Source organism: Luteimonas campi (assembly GCF_051162505.1).
GTDB lineage: Bacteria > Pseudomonadota > Gammaproteobacteria > Xanthomonadales > Xanthomonadaceae > Luteimonas.
Window position 1 is genome coordinate 193278 of record NZ_JBNWEM010000005.1, and the last position, 18548, is coordinate 211825.

Here is an 18548-nt window from a genome sequence, read left to right on the forward strand (position 1 = left end):
CGGCTCAACCCGCTGCGAAGCGGTCCTGCAGGCGCGCGAACAGGCGCGCCAGGCGGTCGGCCCAGGCCTGCTGGCCGCGCGTATCGGCGATCAGGTCCTGGCGGATCTCGAGTTCGACATGCGGCAGCCCGCGCCGTTCGGCGTGGACGGGGATGGCGTAGTCGGTCGCGTCGCTGACGGCGTAGGGTTCGTTGTCGCCGACCACCAGGTCGCCTTCGTCGCGCAATGCGTCCAGCAGCGCGTGCGCCATCCGGGTGTCGCGCTGGTAGAGCACGCCAGCGTGCCAGGGCCGCCGGTGACCGCCCATCTCCGGGGTGAAGCTGTGCATCGCCACCAGCAGCGTGGGCCGTCCGGCAGCGGCGCGCCGATCGAGTTCCACCGCGATGCGCGCATGGTAGGGGCGGAAGATCGCGTCGATGCGGCGCTGCCGCGCACTGGCGTGGATGCCGGCATTGCCGGGAACCTCCGTACCGTCGCTGCGTTCGACGATCGAGCCGGGCGCGTCCAGCGGTCGGTTGCAGTCGATCACCAGGCGCGAATAGGCCTGCAGGATTGCGCAGGCGTCGAGGCGTTCGGCCAGGCGCGCGGTCACCCCCGCGATGCCGATGTCCCAGCCGATGTGGCGGTCGAGCTCGTGCTGCGGCAGGCCCAGCCGCGAGAGCGCCGCGGGCACCGCCTGGCCGGCGTGGTCGGCGATCAGCAGCCAGGGCGACGCGGCATCGGCGCGCAGCACCTGCACCGGCGGCGGATCGTCCGGGCCGAGCAGGCCGGCGGCGACGGGGTCAGCGGCGCGGGGAACCGTCGGGGTCATGGTCGATCATCCAGAGGCCGGCCCAGAGCTTGAGGTCGAGTTCGTAGCCCTCGGCATGCTTGCGCATCAGCCAGGCCGGCGCCTGCGCGCGCGGCACCGTGTGCACCACGATGTCCTCGTCGTCCACGCCGCCGCCGTCGCCGACCTTGCGCAGGTCGAGCGCGCGCGCGAAGGCGATGCGTTCGTTGCTCATGCCCGATGACGTAGGCCCGATCAGCAGCACGTCCACGCGCCCGGCCTCCCAGCCGGTTTCCTCGATCAGCTCGCGCCGGGCGGCGGATTCGAGCGTGTCCAGGTCGTGGCTGTCGCCCACCAGGCCTGCCGGCATCTCGATGGTGCGCGCACCCAGCGGCACGCGGTACTGGTCGACGAACAGCACCTCGTCATCCGGCGTGACCGCGATCACCAGCACCGCCAGGCCATCGCGGCCGTGGGTGCGTTCGCACGACTCCCAGCGCCCGCGGCGGACCAGCCGCAGCCACTGGCCTTCGTAGAGCAGTTCGGCATCCGAGGGCGGCGTGCTCATGCCGGCAAGGCTCCTTCCCAGGCCGCATCGGCCAGCGGTGGCGTGTAGTCCAGGCCCGCCGCGGCATACAGGCGGCGGCGCGTCAGGGGCCCGAAACGCAGCAGTTCGCAGAGGCCGGCGATGGCATCGCCGTCGGCCGGCGCGCGCGCGAAGACGGGCGCCGCGTCGCCCAGCGGCGCATCGCAGGCGATGGTGGTCAGGCGGCGGCACAGCAACGCCTGTTCGCGGTGCTGGCGCAGACGCGCCGCCGCCTGCGCGGCCCCGCGCAGGCGCAGGAACGGAATCTCGTCGACCCGCGCCAGCAGCGCGTCGAGCGTGCCGAAATGCGCCAGCAGGACCGCAGCGGTCTTCGCGCCGATGCCGGGCACGCCCGGGATGTTGTCGATCGCGTCGCCGCAGAGCGCCAGGTAATCGGCGATCTGCCGCGCCTCCACGCCGTGCCGCGCCTTCACGCCCGCCGCGCCCCAGCGCTGGCCGCGAGCGAAGTCCCATTGCTCGTCGAGGTCTTCGAGCAGCTGCGAGAGGTCCTTGTCGGCCGACACGATCAGGCCGCGATGCCCGAGTCCGCGCGCGCCGCGCAGGGCACTGCCGATCAGGTCGTCGGCCTCGTACTCGCTGTGCGCCAGCACGTTCAGGCCCAGCGCCGCGGCCAGCGACTTGCAGTGCGCGAACTGGCGCCGCAGATCGTCCGGCGCGGGCGGGCGGTTGGCCTTGTAGGCCGGGTAGAGCGCGTTGCGGAAGCAGCTGTCCAGCGCCTCGTCGAAGGCCACGGCGATGTGGCGCGGGCGCTCGCGCTCGACCAGTTCGAGCAGGAAACGCGCGAAGCCGTGGACCGCGTTGCTGGGCCAGCCCTGTGCGTCGCGGAATTCGTCGGGCATCGAATGCCAGGCGCGGAACACGTAAAGGCTGGCATCGACCAGGTACAGCGTGGGGCGGCTCATCCCGCCATTGTAGGCGCCGTGCCGCACCGGTCAGCCGGGGAGCGCGAGATCGCTCAGCAGCGCCTGCGGATCCGGGCGGTTGCGTTCCGGTGCCTCCTGCAGCGGGGTGCCGATGTGGATGAAGCCGGCGACCTGCTCGTGCGCTCCCAGCCCCATCAGCTGCTGCGCCTGCGGATCGTGGGCCGGCCAGCCGGTCAGCCAGCAGGCGCCGAAACCGAGCGCCTGCGCGGCCTGGAGCAGGGCGAAGCAGACGCTTCCCGCGCTCAGCAGGCGCTCCACCTCCGGGATCTGCCGGTCCTCCGGGTCCAGCACCGCCACCACCACGATCACCAGCGGGGCGTGGGTGAAGCGCTGGCGGTCCTTGTCGAGCGCGGCCTGCGGCGCCTCCGGATCCCGCGCCAGGCTGATCGCGGCGAGCGCCTCGCCCAGGCGGCCGGCCGTCTCTCCGGCCACGCGGATGAAGCGGAAGGGCACGCGCTTGCCGTGGTCGGGCACGCGCACCGCCGAACCCAGCATACGCAGCAGGGTGGCCTCGTCGGGCCCGGGTTCGCCGAGCTGTCGGGCGGGGACGGAGCGGCGCTGATCCAGCGCGGCCAGGGCGGTCGGGGAGTTATTTGCGGATGCAGTCACAGACTGTGCACTATGAAAACTGAATGATGTTGCGGCGTCTAAACGTGACGCATTGTCCCCCAGAATGATGCCTCGTTCCGTTCCGACAGGTCAGCCAGCCGGCCGGGGAGATCCCGTGCGGGCGCCTGCCCGGGTGCTGGAAACGCTCAAACACGAGGCGATGACCGAGCTGGGCGGCCTGCTGTCCGGTTTCTGGAGCGCGATCGAGGAACAGGTGCGGCTGGCCGCACTGGCCGGCCACGACTACGTCGCCGCGCAGGAAGACCGCGTTGCAGTGATGGCGCTGAGCCACCGCGCGCTGGAGCTGGCGACGCGCTTTCGTGAGTCGATCGAGAAGGAGTTCGCGCGCTGGCTGGATGCGGAGGATTCGCCGCAGCGCGAGCGCTCGCTGACGCTGATGTCGGAATCCGAGCTCGAGATCCACCTCGCCGGGCAGCAGATCGTCGAACTGCTCGACCACCAGTTCCTGCATCCGCTGGCCCAGCTCGACGAGCGCCTGCGGCAGCTGTCCGAGGCGCTGGGGATCGGCCGCAAGCGGCCCAATCCGCTGCGCCCGGAGGTCGCGGTGACGGCGTTCGTCGCGCTGTTCGAGGAGGACGATCTCACCTCCGGCCTGCGCTCGATGGTGTTCCAGCAGTTCGACAAGCGCCTGCCCAAGGTGCTGGGCGAACTCTACGAGAAGGCCAATGCCACCCTCGACGCGGCCGCGTTCAGCGCTGCCGCGTCGGCGCCGGCGGCACCCCGCGCCGCGCCACGCCCCGCACCCGCGGCGCAGGACGCGTCCGGCGAATGGGTACCCGACGGGGGCGTGGTGCCGCACTCCGGACCGGGCGTTGCACCCGGCGCGGCCGGCCCCGTCGGCGCCCAGGTCGACCAGGGGTTCGGCCCAGGCGCAGGTGGCGGTGGCGTTGCGGGCCCGGTGGCAGGAGCCGCGGCCAGCCCCTCCAGTGGCGAAAGCGCAGCCACCAGCCGCGTGCGCGAACAGGTCGTCGCCGAAGCGCTGGCCAGCGGCCGTCCGCTGCGCTACCGCGACCTGGTGCGCGACCAGCTTCGCGCCTGGCGCGAACGGTCCGCCGGGTCGGCCGACGCGATGCCGGCCCACGGCCTGGCCCGCTCCGCGTTCGCGGCGGTGCAGCCGCCTGCGACCCAGGAGGGCGGGCATGTGCTCGACACGCAGGAGCTGATCAGCCTCGCCTCGCTGCTGCAGGGCGACGACCCGGCCCCGTTCGAGAAGGTGCTGGCCGGCGAGGATTCGCGCCCGCTGGCCGACGTGATCCGGCATTCGCTGCTCGACGGCGTGCGCCAGATCGGCTTCGACCCGGCCCACACCCACTTCAGTGGCGACGAGGAAGACGCGATCGACCTGATCGGGATCCTGTTCCAGTCGCTGTTCGACGCCAACGACCTGGTCGGCGACGCCCGCCAGCTCTACGGCAAGCTGGTGGTGCCCTACCTGAAGGTGGCGCTGACCGACGACTCCCTGTTCAACCGCCGCAGTCATCCCGCGCGCCGCCTGCTGGATGCGGTGACCGAGGCCTGCGACGGCAACGAGGGCAAGACCCCGCAGGATCAGGAAACTTTGAACCAGGCCGGGCATGCCGTCGATCGCGTGGTCGAGGAATACCAGGACGACCAGGCGATCTTCGAACTGGCCGCCTCGGAGCTGCGCGACCACCTCGATCAGCAGCGCCGCCGCGCAGAACTCACCGAGAAGCGCGCCGCCGAAGCCATCCATGGGCGCGAACGTCTGCAGCAGGCGCGTCGCAGCGCGGCCGACCTGGTCGCCTCGCGCCTGGCGGGTCGGCCGCTGACCGCCGCGGTCGCCCATTTCCTAGACCGCCATTGGCGCCACCACCTGACCCAGACCTGGCTGCGCGACGGTGCCGATTCGGAGCGCCACCTGGCGGCGATCCAGCTTGGCGATGCGATGGTGCAGGTCGATGCCGACGCCGCCGAGGTGCGTGGCGCGGTCGTGGCCCGGCAGTTGCTGGCGCTGCAGGTGCCGCTGGGCGAGTGTTACGCCAACTGTGGCATGGAGGCCGGCAGCGCGCGCGATGCGATGGCCCGCATCATTTCCGCGCTGGCGCTGCCCGATACCCCGCGTACCGTGCATCAGCCGCAGCTCGACGAGGGCGAGGCGCCGGAATCCGACGGCGTGCTGCGCGTGGCCGGCGGCAGTGCGCAGCTGGGGTTCGATCCCGCGATCGCCGCGCGCATGCGCCGGCTGCGGGTGGGGCAGGGGCTGCGGCTGGTCGATGAGGACGGCCAGGACAGCGCCGGGCGCATCGCCTGGATCAGCCCGTTGACGGGCCGTTTCCTGATCGTCAACCGTCGCGGCCTGCGCAAGACCGTGGTCTCTCCCGAGGAACTCGCGGTGATGGTGGCGCAGGGCAATGCCCAGGTCCGCTCGGTGGATTCGCCATTCGACGAGGCGATGAAGCAGCTGTGGCAGCGGATCAACGCCGTCGCGGAGGATGCCGCGGCCACCCAGCAGCCCAGGCGCCGGCTGGGCTGAGCGACAAGGCAGGCGCCTTTCCGGGTGGGGCACCCCACGGCCGGCGCGTCGCGCCTGCGCGGGCGATTCGCTAGGATGGCGCGACTTTCGCGGGGGTGGATGCATGACAGTGATCATTGCGGTCGCGCGCGAGCGCGCGCCGGGCGAGCGGCGCGTGGCGCTGACCCCGGAAACGGCGAAGAAGTTGACCTCGGCCGGCGCCACGCTGCGCGTGGAGCAGGGCCTGGGCGCGCTCGCCCACTTCCCCGATCAGGCGTATGCCGATGCCGGCGCGACGCTGGTCGACGGGGACGTCCTGGATGGCGCCGACATCGTGCTGTGCGTGCAGTCGCCGCCGCCCGCCGCCATCGCGCGCATGAAGCCCGGCGCGGTGCTGGTCGGCGCCCTGCATCCGCAGGCCGACGACGCCCGCGCCGAGGCCATCCGCAGTGCCGGCGTATTCGCCTTCCCGCTGGAGCGCCTGCCGCGTACCACGCGCGCCCAGGCCATGGACATCCTCAGTTCGCAGGCCGGCATCGCCGGATACAAGGCGGTGCTGATCGCGGCCCAGCTGGCGCCGCGCTACTTCCCCATGCTCACCACCGCCGCCGGCACGATCCGGCCCTCGAAGGTGCTGGTCATCGGCGCCGGCGTGGCCGGCCTGCAGGCGGTGGCGACGGCCAAGCGCCTGGGCGCGCAGGTCGAGTGCTTCGACGTGCGACCCGAGACGCGCGAGCAGATCGAATCGCTGGGCGGGCGCTTTCTCGACCTCGGCGTGAGCGCGGCAGGCGAGGGAGGCTACGCGCGCCAGCTCACCGACGATGAGCGCGCGCTGCAGCAGCAGCGCCTGGCCGAGCACCTCCGCGGAATCGACGTGATCGTCTGTACCGCGGCCGTGCCCGGGCGCCCCGCGCCCAGGATCGTGACCGCGGCGATGGTGGCCGGTATGAAGCCCGGCAGCGTGCTGGTGGACCTGGCGGCCGAGACGGGCGGCAACTGCGAACTGACCCGTCGAGGGGAAACCATCGAGAGCGGCGGCGTCACCATTGCCGGTCCGCTCGACCTGGCGAGCCAGGGCGCACTGCACGCCAGCGAGATGTTTGCGCGCAACGTCTACAACTTCGTGTCGCTGCTGCTGCGGGACGGCGCGCTCACGTTCGACTGGGACGACGAACTGCTGTCCAGGACGGTGTGGCCGGAGCGGGCGCCGCCAGGCTGAGGGGTCTCCCGGGTCGCACGTCCTTTAGCCGGTGTCACTGGTTCCCTGCTGCCGGCGATGACGCTACCGGCCAGGCTGGACCCGCGGGACTTGCCGCATGACGTGGTCTCCCTGCGCAGGGAGACCCGACTGCTCCGGATTGGCCGGCTGGATCCGGGTCCGCAGGGAGACGATTGCCCTTGGCCCGGTCCGGGTGACCGCGCGCGGGAGCAGGCGGCCATCGGCGTGACGATCCGGCGCGCGTCGCGGCGGCCGGCCGATCCGCGGCTGAAGATCGCGCGCCGGCCTGCCGCAACGGCGAACGGATGCGCCGCGAGGCGGGACCGGCCTGCGGCCTAGTTGGACCGCTCCGGCGACTGCGGCGGATTCGCGTCCACCCAGGCCTTGCGCTGTTCGGGCGTCATCGCCTTCCAGCGCTGGATCATCGCCTTGCGCTCGGCCTCCGGCAGGCCGCGGGTGTATTCGAACAGCGCGCGCGCCTGGTGGCGTTTCTCCGGCGGCAGGTCGCGCCAGCGCTTCATGCCATGGCGCGCGTGTTCGCGCTGCTCCGGCGTCATGGTCTGCCAGCGGCGCGCATGCTCGAGCATGTGCGCGCGCTTGGCCGGCTCGCTGCGGTTCCAGCGCTCGCGCACCGGCGCCAGCAACAGTTCGCGCTGCTCGGCGGTGAGCTGGTCCCAGGCCGGAAGTGCGGTGGTGGTGGCGGGTGCTGCGCTGGCCGCAAGCGGGGCCATGAGCAGGACGAGGACAGGCAGGAAGCGGCGTGGCGACATGGTTCACTCCATCGCGATCAGGTCGGCATCGCCCGAGGCGAGCCAGACGTAGAAGTCGGGGGCCTGGTCCAGATCGTCGAGCACCGCCTCGATCCCCGGCTCGGCAACTGGCGCGGCAGCGAGTGCCGGTGTCGGCACCGCCGGCGCCTGCGGCGTGTCGCCGGACCAGTTCAGGCCAACGCCCAGCCCGACGGCGACCACCAGCACCGAGGCGAATGCCGCGGCCGGCAGACGCCATTTCAGGCCGCGGGCGGGCACCGTGGACAGCGCGGCATGCCGACGGCGATGCAGCTGCGCCATGGTGCTGGCGGACACGTGCGCCAGCGCGTTGGAATGCGCGGCGCGGGCAGCCTGGTCGAAGCCTGCCTGGCCCGGGTCGGAACGGTTCATCGGAAATCCTCCAGTTGTTTCTGCAGGGCCTCGCGGGCGCGGAACAGGTGGGTCTTCACCGATCCCTCGCTGCAGCCCATGACTTTTGCGGTGGCCCCGACGTCCAGTTCCTCCAGCACCCGCAGGCTGAAGGCCTCGCGCTGGCGCGTGGGCAGGCCGCGCAGCGCGGCGGCCAGCCGGCCCCAGGCCTCGCGGCTGTCGTGAGCCCGGGACGGGTCCGGCGTGGATTCGTCGGACCAGTCGATCTCTTCGCCGTCGGGGTCGCGCGCATCGCTCATCCATTTCAGGCGGAAGCTGCGCCGGCGCTGCAGGTCGATGATCCGGCTGCGCAGCACCGACCAGAACAGCGGGGTCCATTCTTCCGGGCTGCGGTCGCGGTAGCCCAGCATCTTCGCCATCGCATCCTGCACCGCGTCCAGCGCATCCTCGCGATGGCGCAGGCCGAGCTCGGCGAAGCGGAAGGCGCGGGCCGAGACGCCTGCCAGGAATTGCTCCAGGCTGGCGGCGGGCGCCGCTGCGGAAACGGGCGCTGTGAAGGCGGGGCTGTCCACGCCAGCCAGCCTAACCGGTGCCGCGTCCGCGCGCGCCGTTGTACCGCGCCCTGCAGGACTCATGTCGTAGCCGCCATCCATCGCCGGTCGCACCGGAATTCCCGTGGGGTCGGGGACTGACAACGCGCGGACAGCGGGGAGGTTGACCGGCACCCGCCGGGTTCAGCCGCGGTTATGATGCGGGCCTCTTGCAGCGGCCTTGGGGAAGGGGATGAGCGACGGGTTCGTGGCCTTGTACATCTTCATGCTGGCGGCGATCGCCGGGCACGTGATCATCTCGCGGGTGCCGGTGATCCTGCACACGCCGCTGATGTCGGGCAGCAACTTCATCCACGGCATCGTGCTGATCGGCGCGATGGTGGTCCTGGGCCACGCCGACACCACGCTTGAGAAGGCGATCGGGTTCTTCGCGGTGCTGATGGGCGCGGGCAACGCGGCCGGCGGCTACGTGGTCACCGAACGCATGCTGGAGATGTTCAAGTCCTCGAAGACGCCGGGGTCGAAGGCATGAGCGGCGCGGAGATCCTCCAGTTCGTGGTGAAGGCCAGCTATCTGGTGGCCGCGACCCTGTTCCTGCTGGGGCTGCAGCGCATGGCCTCGCCGATGACGGCCCGCAGCGGCATCCGCTGGGCGGGCCTGGGCATGGTGATCGCCACCGTCGCGACCTTCTTCCTGCCCGATCTGCACAACATTCCCCTGATCCTGGCGGCGGTGGCGATCGGCACCGCGCTGGCCTGGGTGTCGGGCAGGCGCGTGGCGATCACCGACATGCCGCAGATGGTGGCCCTGTACAACGGCCTGGGCGGCGGTTCGGCGGCGGCGATCGGCGCGGTCGAACTGCTGCGCTGGTCCGCGCTGGGCCAGGCGAGCGGGCCGGTGCCGCTGGTGCTGGCGGTGCTGGGCGCACTGATCGGTTCGGTGGCGCTGTCGGGTTCGGTGATCGCCTGGGCCAAGCTCGACGGTCGCATGGACAAGCGCTACGCCTTCCCCGGGATGCAGGCGTTCAATGCGCTGGTGGCGCTGGGCACGGTGGTGCTGGGCGGGCTGGTGATCTGGTCGCTGGGCGTGCCCTGGATCGTCGCCTTCTTCGTCGCGGCGCTGGCGCTGGGCGTGCTGATGACGCTGCCGATCGGCGGCGCGGACATGCCGGTGGTGATCTCGCTGTACAACGCGCTGACCGGCCTGGCGGTGGCCTTCGAGGGCTATGTGCTGGGCAACGAGGCGCTGATCATCGCCGGCATGATGGTCGGCGCGGCCGGCATCCTGCTGACGCGCCTGATGGCCAAGGCGATGAACCGCTCGATCAAGAGCGTGCTGTTCTCCAACTTCGGCGGTGGTGGCGAGGCGCAGGCGATCGAGGGCGCGCAGAAGCCGATCGAGGCCGGCGACGTGGCGGCGATGATGGCCTACGCCGAGCGCGTGGTGATCGTGCCCGGCTACGGCATGGCCGTGGCGCAGGCGCAGCACAAGATCTGGGAGCTCACCCAGCGCCTGGTCGAGCGCGGGGTCAAGGTGAAGTTCGCCATCCACCCGGTCGCCGGGCGCATGCCCGGGCACATGAACGTGCTGCTGGCCGAGGCCGGGGTGCCCTACGACCTCATCGCCGACATGGACGACATCAACCCGGAGTTCGCCAATACCGATGTCTCGCTGGTGATCGGCGCCAACGACGTGGTCAACCCCGTCGCCAAGACCGACCCCGCCAGCCCGATCTACGGCATGCCGATCCTCGACGTGGTGGAGTCGAAGAACACCATCGTCATCAAGCGTGGCAAGGGTACGGGTTTTGCCGGTATCGAGAACGCGCTGTTCTACGCCGACAACACCCGCATGCTTTACGGCGACGGGGCGGAGATGGCCAGCGCTCTGGTGAGCGAACTCAAGGCGCTCGACGGCGGCCACTGACCGCCGTCAGCGCGACGCCAGCACCGCGGCGACCAGCGCGACCGCCATCCAGGCCAGGTCGGCCGGGCTGTTGAACAGGCGCACCAGCAGGGCGCCCAGTTCGGGTCCCAGCTTGACCAGGGATTCCCACGGCAGCAGGCCCATGTGCCTGCCCAGCCAGGTGGCCACGATCGCCCAGTTGGCGGCGAGGATCGCCAGCAGCGTGGCCAGCACGCCGCACACGGCGCGCACCGCGCCCGGGCGCATGCGCAACAGCCGCACCACCAGTGCGGCGTCCAGCGCCGCGACCACCGCCATCCAGCTGCACTGCCGGTCCAGGCGCATCGACAGCATCACCCAGACGGCGGCCACGCCCAGGCTGGCCAGCCCCAGCAATGCCGCGGCGAAGATCGGTGAGACGGGGCGGCGCGCTGGCGGCATCGGAAGGCTGCGTTGCGGAAGGTCGCACAGGATACCGGGCGCACGACGGTACAATGGCGCATTGCACCTCGGGCCGGCGGCCCCATCTTCCCCGCATGTATTCCCGCAGCAGCGAACCGGTGCGCTTCGAGCGCGACTCCGATGCCGTCCTCGTCCCGCAGGGCGAACAGGTCACCCTGCCTGCCGGCAGCGTCGGCTACATCACCCAGGCGCTGGGCGGAAGCTGGACCGTGTTCGTAGAAGGCAACCTGTTCCGGATCGCCGGCAAGGACGCCGACGCCATCGGCAAGGAGCCGCCGGAACCGCTGGAACTCCCGGAAGGCGCGGACGATGCCGCCGTGGAGCAGCTGGTGTGGAAGCAGCTGCGGACCTGCTTCGACCCCGAGATCCCGATCAACGTGGTCGACCTCGGCCTGGTCTATGAGGCCGACGTGCGCGCGCTGGAAGCCGGCGGACGTGCGGTGGAGGTGAAGATGACCCTGACCGCCCCCGGCTGCGGCATGGGCGACATCCTGGTCGAGGACGTGCGCAGCAAGCTGGAGCTGATTCCGACGGTGGAGGAGGCGGACGTCGAGCTGGTATTCGATCCGCCGTGGAACCGGTCGATGATGTCCGAGGCCGCTAGGCTGGAAACGGGCATGCTCTGAGGGGCGCAGACAGCGCTCGACATGCTGGATTCGTGACGGGAGTCGCGATTTCACATGCAACTGATTCTCGTCATCCCGTTGCGGCACCATTCAGCTGTCGTGTAGCGTCAGTTTGCGGACGATTTTGTCAGTTCGCACACGTCCGACTGACGCGAGGACACAGGGATGTTCCACGATTCGTCCATCTGCCTGGTCCCGTGCCCGCCGGCATTTCGCCGCCGAGGCGGCTTGCTCCTTTTCCGGGGGTCATCCAGATGAAGCACTCTCCCAGGCGTCCCATCCGCCTGCACGCGCTTGCCGCGGCGACCGCGGTCGCCCTGTCCGTCCTCGTGGTCGCGCCGGCGTCGGCCGGGCAGGCCAACCTCGAAGGGCTCCAATCGGACACCGCGTTCGACCAGTTCATCGTCAAGTACCGCGACGGCGCGCCCGAGCACGCCGATGCCGCGCTGCGCGCGCGTGGACTCGATGACGCGGCCGCCTCGCTCGCGGCGGTCTCGTCCACCCTGCAACGCCAGGGCGTGCGTGCCGGTGCGCTGCGCGTCGCGCACGAGCGGCGCCTGTCGGTGGGTGCCGACGTGATCCGCGTCAACCGCAAGCTCGACCGCGCCGACGCCGAGACGCTGATGCGCCAGCTGGCGGCGGACCCCAACGTCGAGTACGTCGAGGTCGACCAGCTGATGCGCGCGCTGATGACGCCCAACGATCCGCGCTACGCCGAGCAGTGGGGCTTCCACAGCAGCGCCGGCGGCATCCGCGCACCTGCGGCCTGGGACGAATCCACCGGCGCCGGGGTGGTGGTGGCGATCGTCGACAGCGGCATCATCGCCCATCCCGATCTCGACGCGAACTCGGTCGGGGGCTACGACTTCGTCAGCTCCACCAGCACCGGCAATGCAGGCTCCGGCGACGGCAACGGCCGCGATCCAGACCCCACCGACGCCTCGGGCGTGCTGCACGGCACCCACGTGGCCGGCACGGTGGCCGCGGTCACCAACAACAACACCGGCGTCGCCGGGACCGCGCCCGACGCCAGGCTGCTGCACCTGCGGGTGCTGGGCAACAACGGTTACGGCAGCACCTCCGACATCGTCGATGCGATCGTCTGGGCTTCGGGCGGCAGCGTTTCGGGCGTGCCGGCCAACGCCAACCCGGCCGAGGTGATCAACCTGAGCCTCGGCGGCAGCGGCTCGTGCAGCGCCACCTACCAGAACGCGATTAACAGTGCGATCTCGCGCGGCAGCACGGTGGTGATCGCCGCCGGCAACAGCAACGTCAACGTGTCGGGCGCATCGCCGGCGAACTGCAACAGCATCATCTCGGTGGCCGCCAACGACCAGAACGGCGCGCGCTCGATCTGGACCGGCGGGCAGGCGTCCAACTACGGCAACCTGATCGATATCGCCGCGCCGGGCACCAACATCCTGTCGACCTATCGCTCCGGCTCCAGCCCCGCCTATGCCAACAACAGCGGCACGTCGATGGCGGCGCCGCACGTGGCCGGCGTGGTGGCGCTGATGCAGGCGGCGGCGTCCTCGCCGAAGACTCCGGCCGAGATCGAAACGATCATCAAGCAGACGGCGCGCGCATTCCCGTCCACGCCTAGCCAGCCGATCGGCGCGGGCATCATCGACGCCAATGCCGCGGTGACCGCGGTGATGGGCGGCACGCCCGGCAATGCCGCGCCGGCCGCCTCCTTTACATCGACGGTCAACGGGCTGACCGTGCAGTTCACCGACACCTCCACCGACAGCGACGGCTCCATCGCCTCGCGCAGCTGGAACTTCGGCGACGGCACCACCTCGACCGCCGCCAACCCGTCCAAGACCTATGCCGCGGCAGGCACCTACAGTGTGTCGCTGACCGTCACCGACGACGACGGTGCCAGCAACACGCGCACCCAGTCGGTCACGGTAAGCGGCGGTGGTGGCGGCGGCAGCGTGCTGCAGAACGGCGTGCCGGTCACGGGCCTGTCTGCCAGCAGCGGCAACTGGGTGCACTACACGATGGTCGTGCCGGCGGGCGCGTCCAACCTCAATATCAGCGCTTCCGGCGGCAGTGGCGACGCCGACCTGCATGTGCGCTACGGCAGCCAGCCCACGACCAGCGCCTACGACTGCCGTCCCTACCGCACCGGCAATACCGAGACCTGCACGTTCGCATCGCCGCAGGCCGGCACCTGGCATGTGTCGCTGCGCGCCTACAGCGCGTTCTCCGGCGTGAGCCTGGTGGGCAGCTACAGCGCCGGCGGAGGCGGCGGCAGCCAGACCTACAGCAACGGCACCGATTACGCGATCAACAGCAATGCTACGGTCGAAAGCCCGATCAGCGTCTCCGGCCGCAGCGGCAACGCGCCGGCCAGCACGCCGGTCGCGGTGGATATCCGCCACACCTATCGCGGGGATCTCAAGGTCGACCTGGTGGCGCCGGACGGCAGCGTCTACGTGCTGCACAACCGCAGCGGCGGCAGTGCCGACAACATCATCGGTACCTACACGCTCAATCTCTCCAGCGAGCCTCTCAACGGCAACTGGCGGCTGCGGGTCAACGACAACGCGGCCGGCGACACCGGCTACATCAACAGCTGGAGCATCACATTCTGATGCGCCCGCGCAGCAACCACCGCAAGGCAGGGTGACAAGGGGCGGCACGCCGGGCAACCGGCGTGCCGTCTTTCCTTATCGGGGCGAAGCCCACCGCAAGAGGAGTCGAAGGAATGAAACGGTTCACCGGTTGGATCATCGCGGGACTACTGGCAGCGGGGGCGGCGCAGGCCGCCACCAGCGATGCGCGGCCAGCAGCGTTCAATCACAGGCTGCCCGCGGAGCACACCGTCGAGGTGAAGAGCCTGCCCGGCGTGGACGTCGCGCGTCTCCGTGCGGAGGATGCCCGGCGCTCGGCCAAGCTCGCCAATGCCCCGGTGCGGTTCGCCGCCCCGCTCGCGGTCGACATCACGCCCGCCACGGCAGGCGACTGGGACGAGGCCGGCGACATGCTCGTCTGGCGGCTGCGCGTGCAGTCCAGGGATGCGCTGACGCTCAACTTCGGCTTCAGCGAATACCACATGCCCGAAGGCGGGCACATGCTGATCTATCCGGCCGGCCTGCGCAGCAATGCCAGCCCGGACCTGATCCGCGCCTTCACCAGCGCCGACAACAAGACGCATGGTCGGTTGTGGACGCCGGTGGTGCCGGGCGACCATGCCGTCATCGAGGTGGCCGTGCCCAAGGCGCGCGCGGGCGAACTGCGGCTGCGCCTGACCAGCGTCAACCATGACTACGTCGGCTTCGACCGTCTGGCGCGCAGCGGGCTGGTGCAGCCGCAGGGCGTGTCGGGCAGCTGCAACATCGACGTGGCGTGCCCGGCCGGCGACGGCTGGCGCGACCAGATCCGCTCGGTCGGCGCCTATTCGCGATTCGGCACGTTCTATTGCTCCGGTTCGCTGGTCAACAACACGGCCAACGACCAGAGCATGTACTTCCTCACCGCCAACCACTGCAGCATGGGCACGCCGGAAGCGGCGGCGAGCATCGTCGTGTACTGGAACTACCAGAACTCGTTCTGCCGTACGCCGGGCAGCGCCGAGAGCGGGCAGAACGGCGATGGCAGCCTGGCGCAGAACCAGACCGGCGCGACCCCGCTGGCCAGCTACGCCGCATCCGACTTCACCCTGCTTGAACTGGATGCGCCGGCGAACGAGGAGTTCAACCTCTACTGGGCCGGCTGGGACCGCCGCGACACGACCTTCCCGGGCGCGACCGGCATCCACCACCCGCGCGTGGCCGAGAAGCGCATCACCCATTCCTCCAATCCCCTGGAGATCAGTGGCTATTTCGCCACCGGCACCAGCCACCTGCACGTGTTCTGGGACCAGCCCGGCACGACCGAGGGCGGTTCTTCGGGCTCGCCGCTGTACAGCCCCGACGGTCGCGTGATCGGGCAGCTGCACGGTGGCCTGGCCTCGTGCGCGACCAGCGGCGCCGACCACAGCGACTACTACGGCCGCGTGTTCGTGTCGTGGACCGGCGGCGGGACCGACGCTTCGCGCCTGAGCAACTGGCTGGATCCCGCGGGCACCGGCGCCGAGTTCATCGACGGTCTCGATTCCACGCCCACCGACCCGACCCTGCCTGTCGCCGGCTTCACCTGGACGGCGGAGGAGCTGACGGTCACCTTCAGCAATACCTCCACCGACGACGGCGCCGACCTGACCCATGCCTGGGACTTCGGCGACGGCAACAGTTCGACCGAGGAGAATCCGGTCCACACCTACGCCGCCGATGGCAGCTACACGGTCACGCTGACGGTGACCGACGCCGACGGCAACACCGATACGCACACCGCGACCGTGGACGTGGAGGCGATCCCGGATGCGATCGAACTGGTCAATGGCGAGGTGAGCACCATCTCGGGGGCCGCCGGCAGCGACACGCTGTACCGCCTGGAAGTTCCGGAGAACGGGACCGGTCCGCTCAGCTTCCGCACCTACAGCGGCAGCGGCAACGTTTCGCTGTACGTGAGCCATGAAGACGTGCCCACCACCAGCGCCTATGACTGGCGTTCCACCCGTCCGGGCAACAACGAGGCCATCGTCATCGCCGATCCGGAGCCCGGCGTGTACTACGTGCTGGTGCGCGGAGAGAGCGCGTACTCGGGCGTGCGCCTGGGGGCCGCGCACGGGTTGAGCGAGACCTACAGCAACACCACCGCATATCCGATCCCCGACAACAGCAGTGCGGGCGTGGAGAGCCCGATCACCGTGTCCGGCGCCACCGGCAATGCCTCCTCGGAGACCGAGGTGTCGGTCAACATCACCCACACCTGGATCGGCGATCTGATCGTCACCCTGCGTGCGCCGGATGGCACGGCCTACGTGCTGCACAACCGCACCGGTGGCAGCGCCGACAACATCGTGGCGACCTATACGGTCGACCTGTCGAGCGAGCCCAAGAACGGCTCTTGGCGCCTGCACGTGTCGGACAACGCCGGCGCCGACACCGGCACCTTGAACCAGTGGAGCATCACCTTCTGATGCGGGCGAGGGCTCCGCGTGGCGGAGCCCATCCGCGATCCGGACCCCGGCCCTGGCCGGGGTCTTTCTTTCGGGTCGCCGGTCGCGACCGCGGCATGCCGTGGATCCGCAAGCTGCGCGGCGCACATAGCGAGAGCGACTGACGGCGGCCGTTCACCTGGCGCAAACCCGGCGTTGCCCACGATCCGCCCCTTCGGCGGATCGCAAAAGGACGGAGACGATGACGAATGCGCTGCGACGCCAACTGGCCCTGGCGGTCCTGCTGCCGGGACTGCTGATGGCAGCATGTGCGACGGCGACGGGAGAGCAGGCCATGGCACCGTTCGAACTGCAGGGCGACGGCCCGTTCCAGCGTTTCATCGTGCGCTATCGCGATGGCAGCGTTCCGGCGCAGGATCGCGAGCGGGTACCAGCGCGCCTCCAGCAGAGCGCCATGGCGGCGTCGCTGAGTCCGGCCCCGGTGCCACACTGGCAGCGGCGCCTGGCGGTCGGCGCGGATGTGTTCACCCTGGACCGGCCGCTCGACCGCGCGTCGGCCATGGCGCTGATGACGGCCTTCAGCCGCGACCCGGACGTGGAGTACATCGAGGTCGACCGGATGATGGGCATCTGGCCGCAGCCACGCATGCCGCTGCGCGACGGCGACTGACGCCCGCCGCTCAGCCGGCGGCCTCGAAGCGGTTGGCGAGCACGTTCTTGCGGACCTTCGCGGGATCCCAGATGCGGCCGTTCATGGCGATGTAGGCGCCCGGCGGCAGGCACTGGACCGCGCCTACCGCGGTACCGATGTTGAACTCGGCATCCGAGCCACGGAAGCGGGCGGGATTGAGCGCGCCCGTGAGCACGATCGTCTTGTCCGGGATCGAAGCCAGCACGCGCGCGGTCTCGACCATCGAGTCGGTGCCGTGGGTCAGCAGCACGTGGCGCGCCGGCTGCGCGGCGATGGTGGCGCGCACCAGTTCGCGATCCTCGTCGCTGATGTGCAGCGAGTCCTTGCGCAGGATGGGGATCACGCGGAAACGGAACGCCACCCCGAGCTCCTCGAGGATGCGTCCGATCTGCGGATCGCCAACCTGGTAGTCGGATTTGTCGTCGAAGTAGATCTTGTCGATCGTGCCACCGGTGGTGACGATCAGCAGCTCTTCCATTGCACAGCTCCTGCCTGCGACGCGCGCAAGCGCTTGAATTGATTGTCGGACAACGCGGACCGCGGCAGCTGCCCGCCGGGCGTCAGCGTCGCGGGCCGAAGCGCGCGCGCAGCCCGTCCCAGCTCGAGGCGAAGACCGCGAGCACGGACAGGACGGTGGCGCCCAGCGCGAACCAGCGCTGCCCAGGTTCGGCCCATGCGGTCATCACCCCGTGGCAGAACAGGAACAGGCCCAGCACTCCGGCCCAGAACGCGGCGCGGGTACTGCCCGCCAGGGTGGCGACGAGCAGCAGCGCCGGCGGCAGCACGAATACCAGCATGGCGGCCAGCAGGTGGCGGTCGTCATGGAACCATGCGACGTACAGCGCCACCTGCGCCAGCAGGGTCGCTGCGAGCATGCGTCGCGGGTTGCGGGCGCGGGCCACCATCAGGCGAGCTTCCCGGCAAGCGTGGCCACGCGCCGGCCCAGGGCGCGCGCCAGCACCGCCTCCTCGTCGGTCAATGCCGGATCGTCGGACTGACCGGCCACATGGCTGGCGCCGTAGGGCGTGCCGCCGCTGCGGGTGCTGCTCAGCGCCTGCTCGGTGAAGGGAATCCCCGCGATCACGCAGCCGTGGTGCAGCAGCGGCAGCAGCATCGTCAGCAGGGTCGATTCCTGGCCGCCGTGCATGGAGGCGGTGGACGTGAATACGCCGGCCGGCTTGCCCACCAGGGTGCCGCTGGCCCACTGCGCCCCCAGTCCATCGAGGAAATGCTTGAGCGGCGCGGCCATGTTGCCGAAACGGGTAGGGCTTCCAAGCAGCAGGCCGGCGCACTCCTCCAGGTCGGCCGCATCCACGTAGGGCGCGCCGCTGTCGGGCACCGGCGGCTCGGCAGTGCGCGTGACCGCGGCCACAGGCGGCACGGTGCGCAGGCGTGCGCTCATGCCGGGCACCTCGCCGACGCCGCGCGCCACCTGCCTGGCCAGCTGCGCGACCGAGCCGTTGCGGCTGTAGTAGAGCACCAGGATGTCGGGCATGCGCGGCTCCGCGAAAACAGGCCGCCAATTCTGACAGGCTTTGCCGTGCG

At 70.4% G+C, this 18548-nt stretch carries 19 protein-coding genes; 8 read left to right on the forward strand and 11 right to left on the reverse strand.

Annotated elements, in window-relative coordinates; translation table 11 throughout:
- Window positions 1–4: 4 nt before the first annotated feature.
- From ACQYVW_RS14915 to ACQYVW_RS14930, 4 genes are read right to left on the reverse strand one after another with little or no spacing between them, the layout of a single operon-like run.
- On the reverse strand, window positions 5–811 hold the full coding sequence (locus tag ACQYVW_RS14915) for an N-formylglutamate amidohydrolase (RefSeq protein ID WP_434947531.1): 807 nt from the start codon (window positions 809–811) through the stop codon (window positions 5–7).
- Complete coding sequence (locus ACQYVW_RS14920; RefSeq protein ID WP_434947532.1) at window positions 783–1337, reverse strand: NUDIX hydrolase; 555 nt, start codon at window positions 1335–1337, stop codon at window positions 783–785. Before ACQYVW_RS14920 ends, ACQYVW_RS14915 begins: the two co-directional genes overlap by 29 nt.
- Entirely contained in the window at window positions 1334–2278 is a 945-nt protein-coding gene (locus ACQYVW_RS14925; protein WP_434947533.1) for a 5'-3' exonuclease, read from the reverse strand. The genes ACQYVW_RS14920 and ACQYVW_RS14925 overlap by 4 nt, the downstream gene beginning before the upstream one ends.
- Before the next feature lie 30 nt (window positions 2279–2308).
- Window positions 2309–2908, reverse strand: coding sequence for a nitroreductase family protein (locus tag ACQYVW_RS14930; RefSeq protein ID WP_434947534.1), 600 nt, complete (start codon window positions 2906–2908; stop codon window positions 2309–2311).
- A gap of 115 nt (window positions 2909–3023) precedes the next feature.
- Between ACQYVW_RS14930 and ACQYVW_RS14935 the strand changes: the two genes are divergently transcribed.
- Together ACQYVW_RS14935 and ACQYVW_RS14940 are read left to right on the forward strand one after the other, a co-directional pair.
- Complete coding sequence (locus ACQYVW_RS14935) at window positions 3024–5423, forward strand: DUF1631 family protein (protein ID WP_434947535.1); 2400 nt, start codon at window positions 3024–3026, stop codon at window positions 5421–5423.
- Window positions 5424–5526: 103 nt separating this feature from the next.
- Window positions 5527–6621 carry an NAD(P) transhydrogenase subunit alpha gene (locus ACQYVW_RS14940; protein WP_434947536.1) on the forward strand — a complete coding sequence of 365 codons (1095 nt, stop codon included), beginning with the start codon at window positions 5527–5529 and terminating at the stop codon, window positions 6619–6621.
- Between the two features lie 335 nt (window positions 6622–6956).
- Here ACQYVW_RS14940 and ACQYVW_RS14945 read toward each other — a convergent pair whose 3' ends face one another.
- Genes ACQYVW_RS14945 through ACQYVW_RS14955 form a run of 3 tightly spaced genes read right to left on the reverse strand, consistent with a single transcriptional unit; the run spans window position 6957 to window position 8332 of the window.
- Complete coding sequence (locus tag ACQYVW_RS14945; RefSeq protein WP_434947537.1) at window positions 6957–7391, reverse strand: DUF3106 domain-containing protein; 435 nt, start codon at window positions 7389–7391, stop codon at window positions 6957–6959.
- Window positions 7392–7394: 3 nt separating this feature from the next.
- Complete coding sequence (locus tag ACQYVW_RS14950) at window positions 7395–7781, reverse strand: hypothetical protein (RefSeq protein ID WP_434947538.1); 387 nt, start codon at window positions 7779–7781, stop codon at window positions 7395–7397.
- Window positions 7778–8332 (reverse strand): RNA polymerase sigma factor, encoded by a 555-nt coding sequence (locus tag ACQYVW_RS14955; RefSeq protein WP_434947540.1) that lies wholly within the window; start codon window positions 8330–8332, stop codon window positions 7778–7780. The genes ACQYVW_RS14950 and ACQYVW_RS14955 overlap by 4 nt, the downstream gene beginning before the upstream one ends.
- A gap of 211 nt (window positions 8333–8543) precedes the next feature.
- Here ACQYVW_RS14955 and ACQYVW_RS14960 point away from each other — a divergent pair, with 211 nt between their 5' ends.
- Together ACQYVW_RS14960 and ACQYVW_RS14965 are read left to right on the forward strand one after the other, a co-directional pair.
- Window positions 8544–8843 (forward strand): NAD(P) transhydrogenase subunit alpha part 2, encoded by a 300-nt coding sequence (locus tag ACQYVW_RS14960; RefSeq protein ID WP_434947541.1) that lies wholly within the window; start codon window positions 8544–8546, stop codon window positions 8841–8843.
- Complete coding sequence (locus ACQYVW_RS14965; RefSeq protein ID WP_434947542.1) at window positions 8840–10237, forward strand: NAD(P)(+) transhydrogenase (Re/Si-specific) subunit beta; 1398 nt, start codon at window positions 8840–8842, stop codon at window positions 10235–10237. The genes ACQYVW_RS14960 and ACQYVW_RS14965 overlap by 4 nt, the downstream gene beginning before the upstream one ends.
- Before the next feature lie 6 nt (window positions 10238–10243).
- Here ACQYVW_RS14965 and ACQYVW_RS14970 read toward each other — a convergent pair whose 3' ends face one another.
- Window positions 10244–10657 carry a hypothetical protein gene (locus tag ACQYVW_RS14970; protein ID WP_434947543.1) on the reverse strand — a complete coding sequence of 138 codons (414 nt, stop codon included), beginning with the start codon at window positions 10655–10657 and terminating at the stop codon, window positions 10244–10246.
- A 95-nt stretch (window positions 10658–10752) separates the two neighbouring features.
- Here ACQYVW_RS14970 and sufT point away from each other — a divergent pair, with 95 nt between their 5' ends.
- From sufT to ACQYVW_RS14990, 4 genes are all read left to right on the forward strand, one after another.
- Window positions 10753–11304 carry a putative Fe-S cluster assembly protein SufT gene (sufT, locus tag ACQYVW_RS14975; protein ID WP_434947544.1) on the forward strand — a complete coding sequence of 184 codons (552 nt, stop codon included), beginning with the start codon at window positions 10753–10755 and terminating at the stop codon, window positions 11302–11304.
- Window positions 11305–11558: 254 nt separating this feature from the next.
- Window positions 11559–13904, forward strand: a complete 2346-nt coding sequence (locus tag ACQYVW_RS14980; RefSeq protein ID WP_434947545.1) for a S8 family serine peptidase — start codon at window positions 11559–11561, stop codon at window positions 13902–13904.
- A gap of 113 nt (window positions 13905–14017) precedes the next feature.
- A complete protein-coding gene (locus ACQYVW_RS14985) occupies window positions 14018–16333 on the forward strand; it encodes a proprotein convertase P-domain-containing protein (protein ID WP_434947546.1) in 2316 nt (771 codons plus the stop codon).
- A gap of 220 nt (window positions 16334–16553) precedes the next feature.
- Complete coding sequence (locus ACQYVW_RS14990) at window positions 16554–16982, forward strand: hypothetical protein (RefSeq protein ID WP_434947547.1); 429 nt, start codon at window positions 16554–16556, stop codon at window positions 16980–16982.
- Between the two features lie 10 nt (window positions 16983–16992).
- Here the strand turns inward: ACQYVW_RS14990 and ACQYVW_RS14995 are convergent, their stop codons facing one another.
- The 3 genes from ACQYVW_RS14995 to wrbA form a co-directional block, all read right to left on the reverse strand.
- On the reverse strand, window positions 16993–17481 hold the full coding sequence (locus ACQYVW_RS14995; RefSeq protein ID WP_434934955.1) for an asparaginase domain-containing protein: 489 nt from the start codon (window positions 17479–17481) through the stop codon (window positions 16993–16995).
- A gap of 82 nt (window positions 17482–17563) precedes the next feature.
- A complete protein-coding gene (locus tag ACQYVW_RS15000; RefSeq protein WP_434947548.1) occupies window positions 17564–17908 on the reverse strand; it encodes a DUF2069 domain-containing protein in 345 nt (114 codons plus the stop codon).
- Entirely contained in the window at window positions 17908–18498 is a 591-nt protein-coding gene (gene wrbA, locus ACQYVW_RS15005; RefSeq protein ID WP_434934950.1) for an NAD(P)H:quinone oxidoreductase, read from the reverse strand. Before wrbA ends, ACQYVW_RS15000 begins: the two co-directional genes overlap by 1 nt.
- Between the last annotated feature and the right edge of the window lie 50 nt (window positions 18499–18548).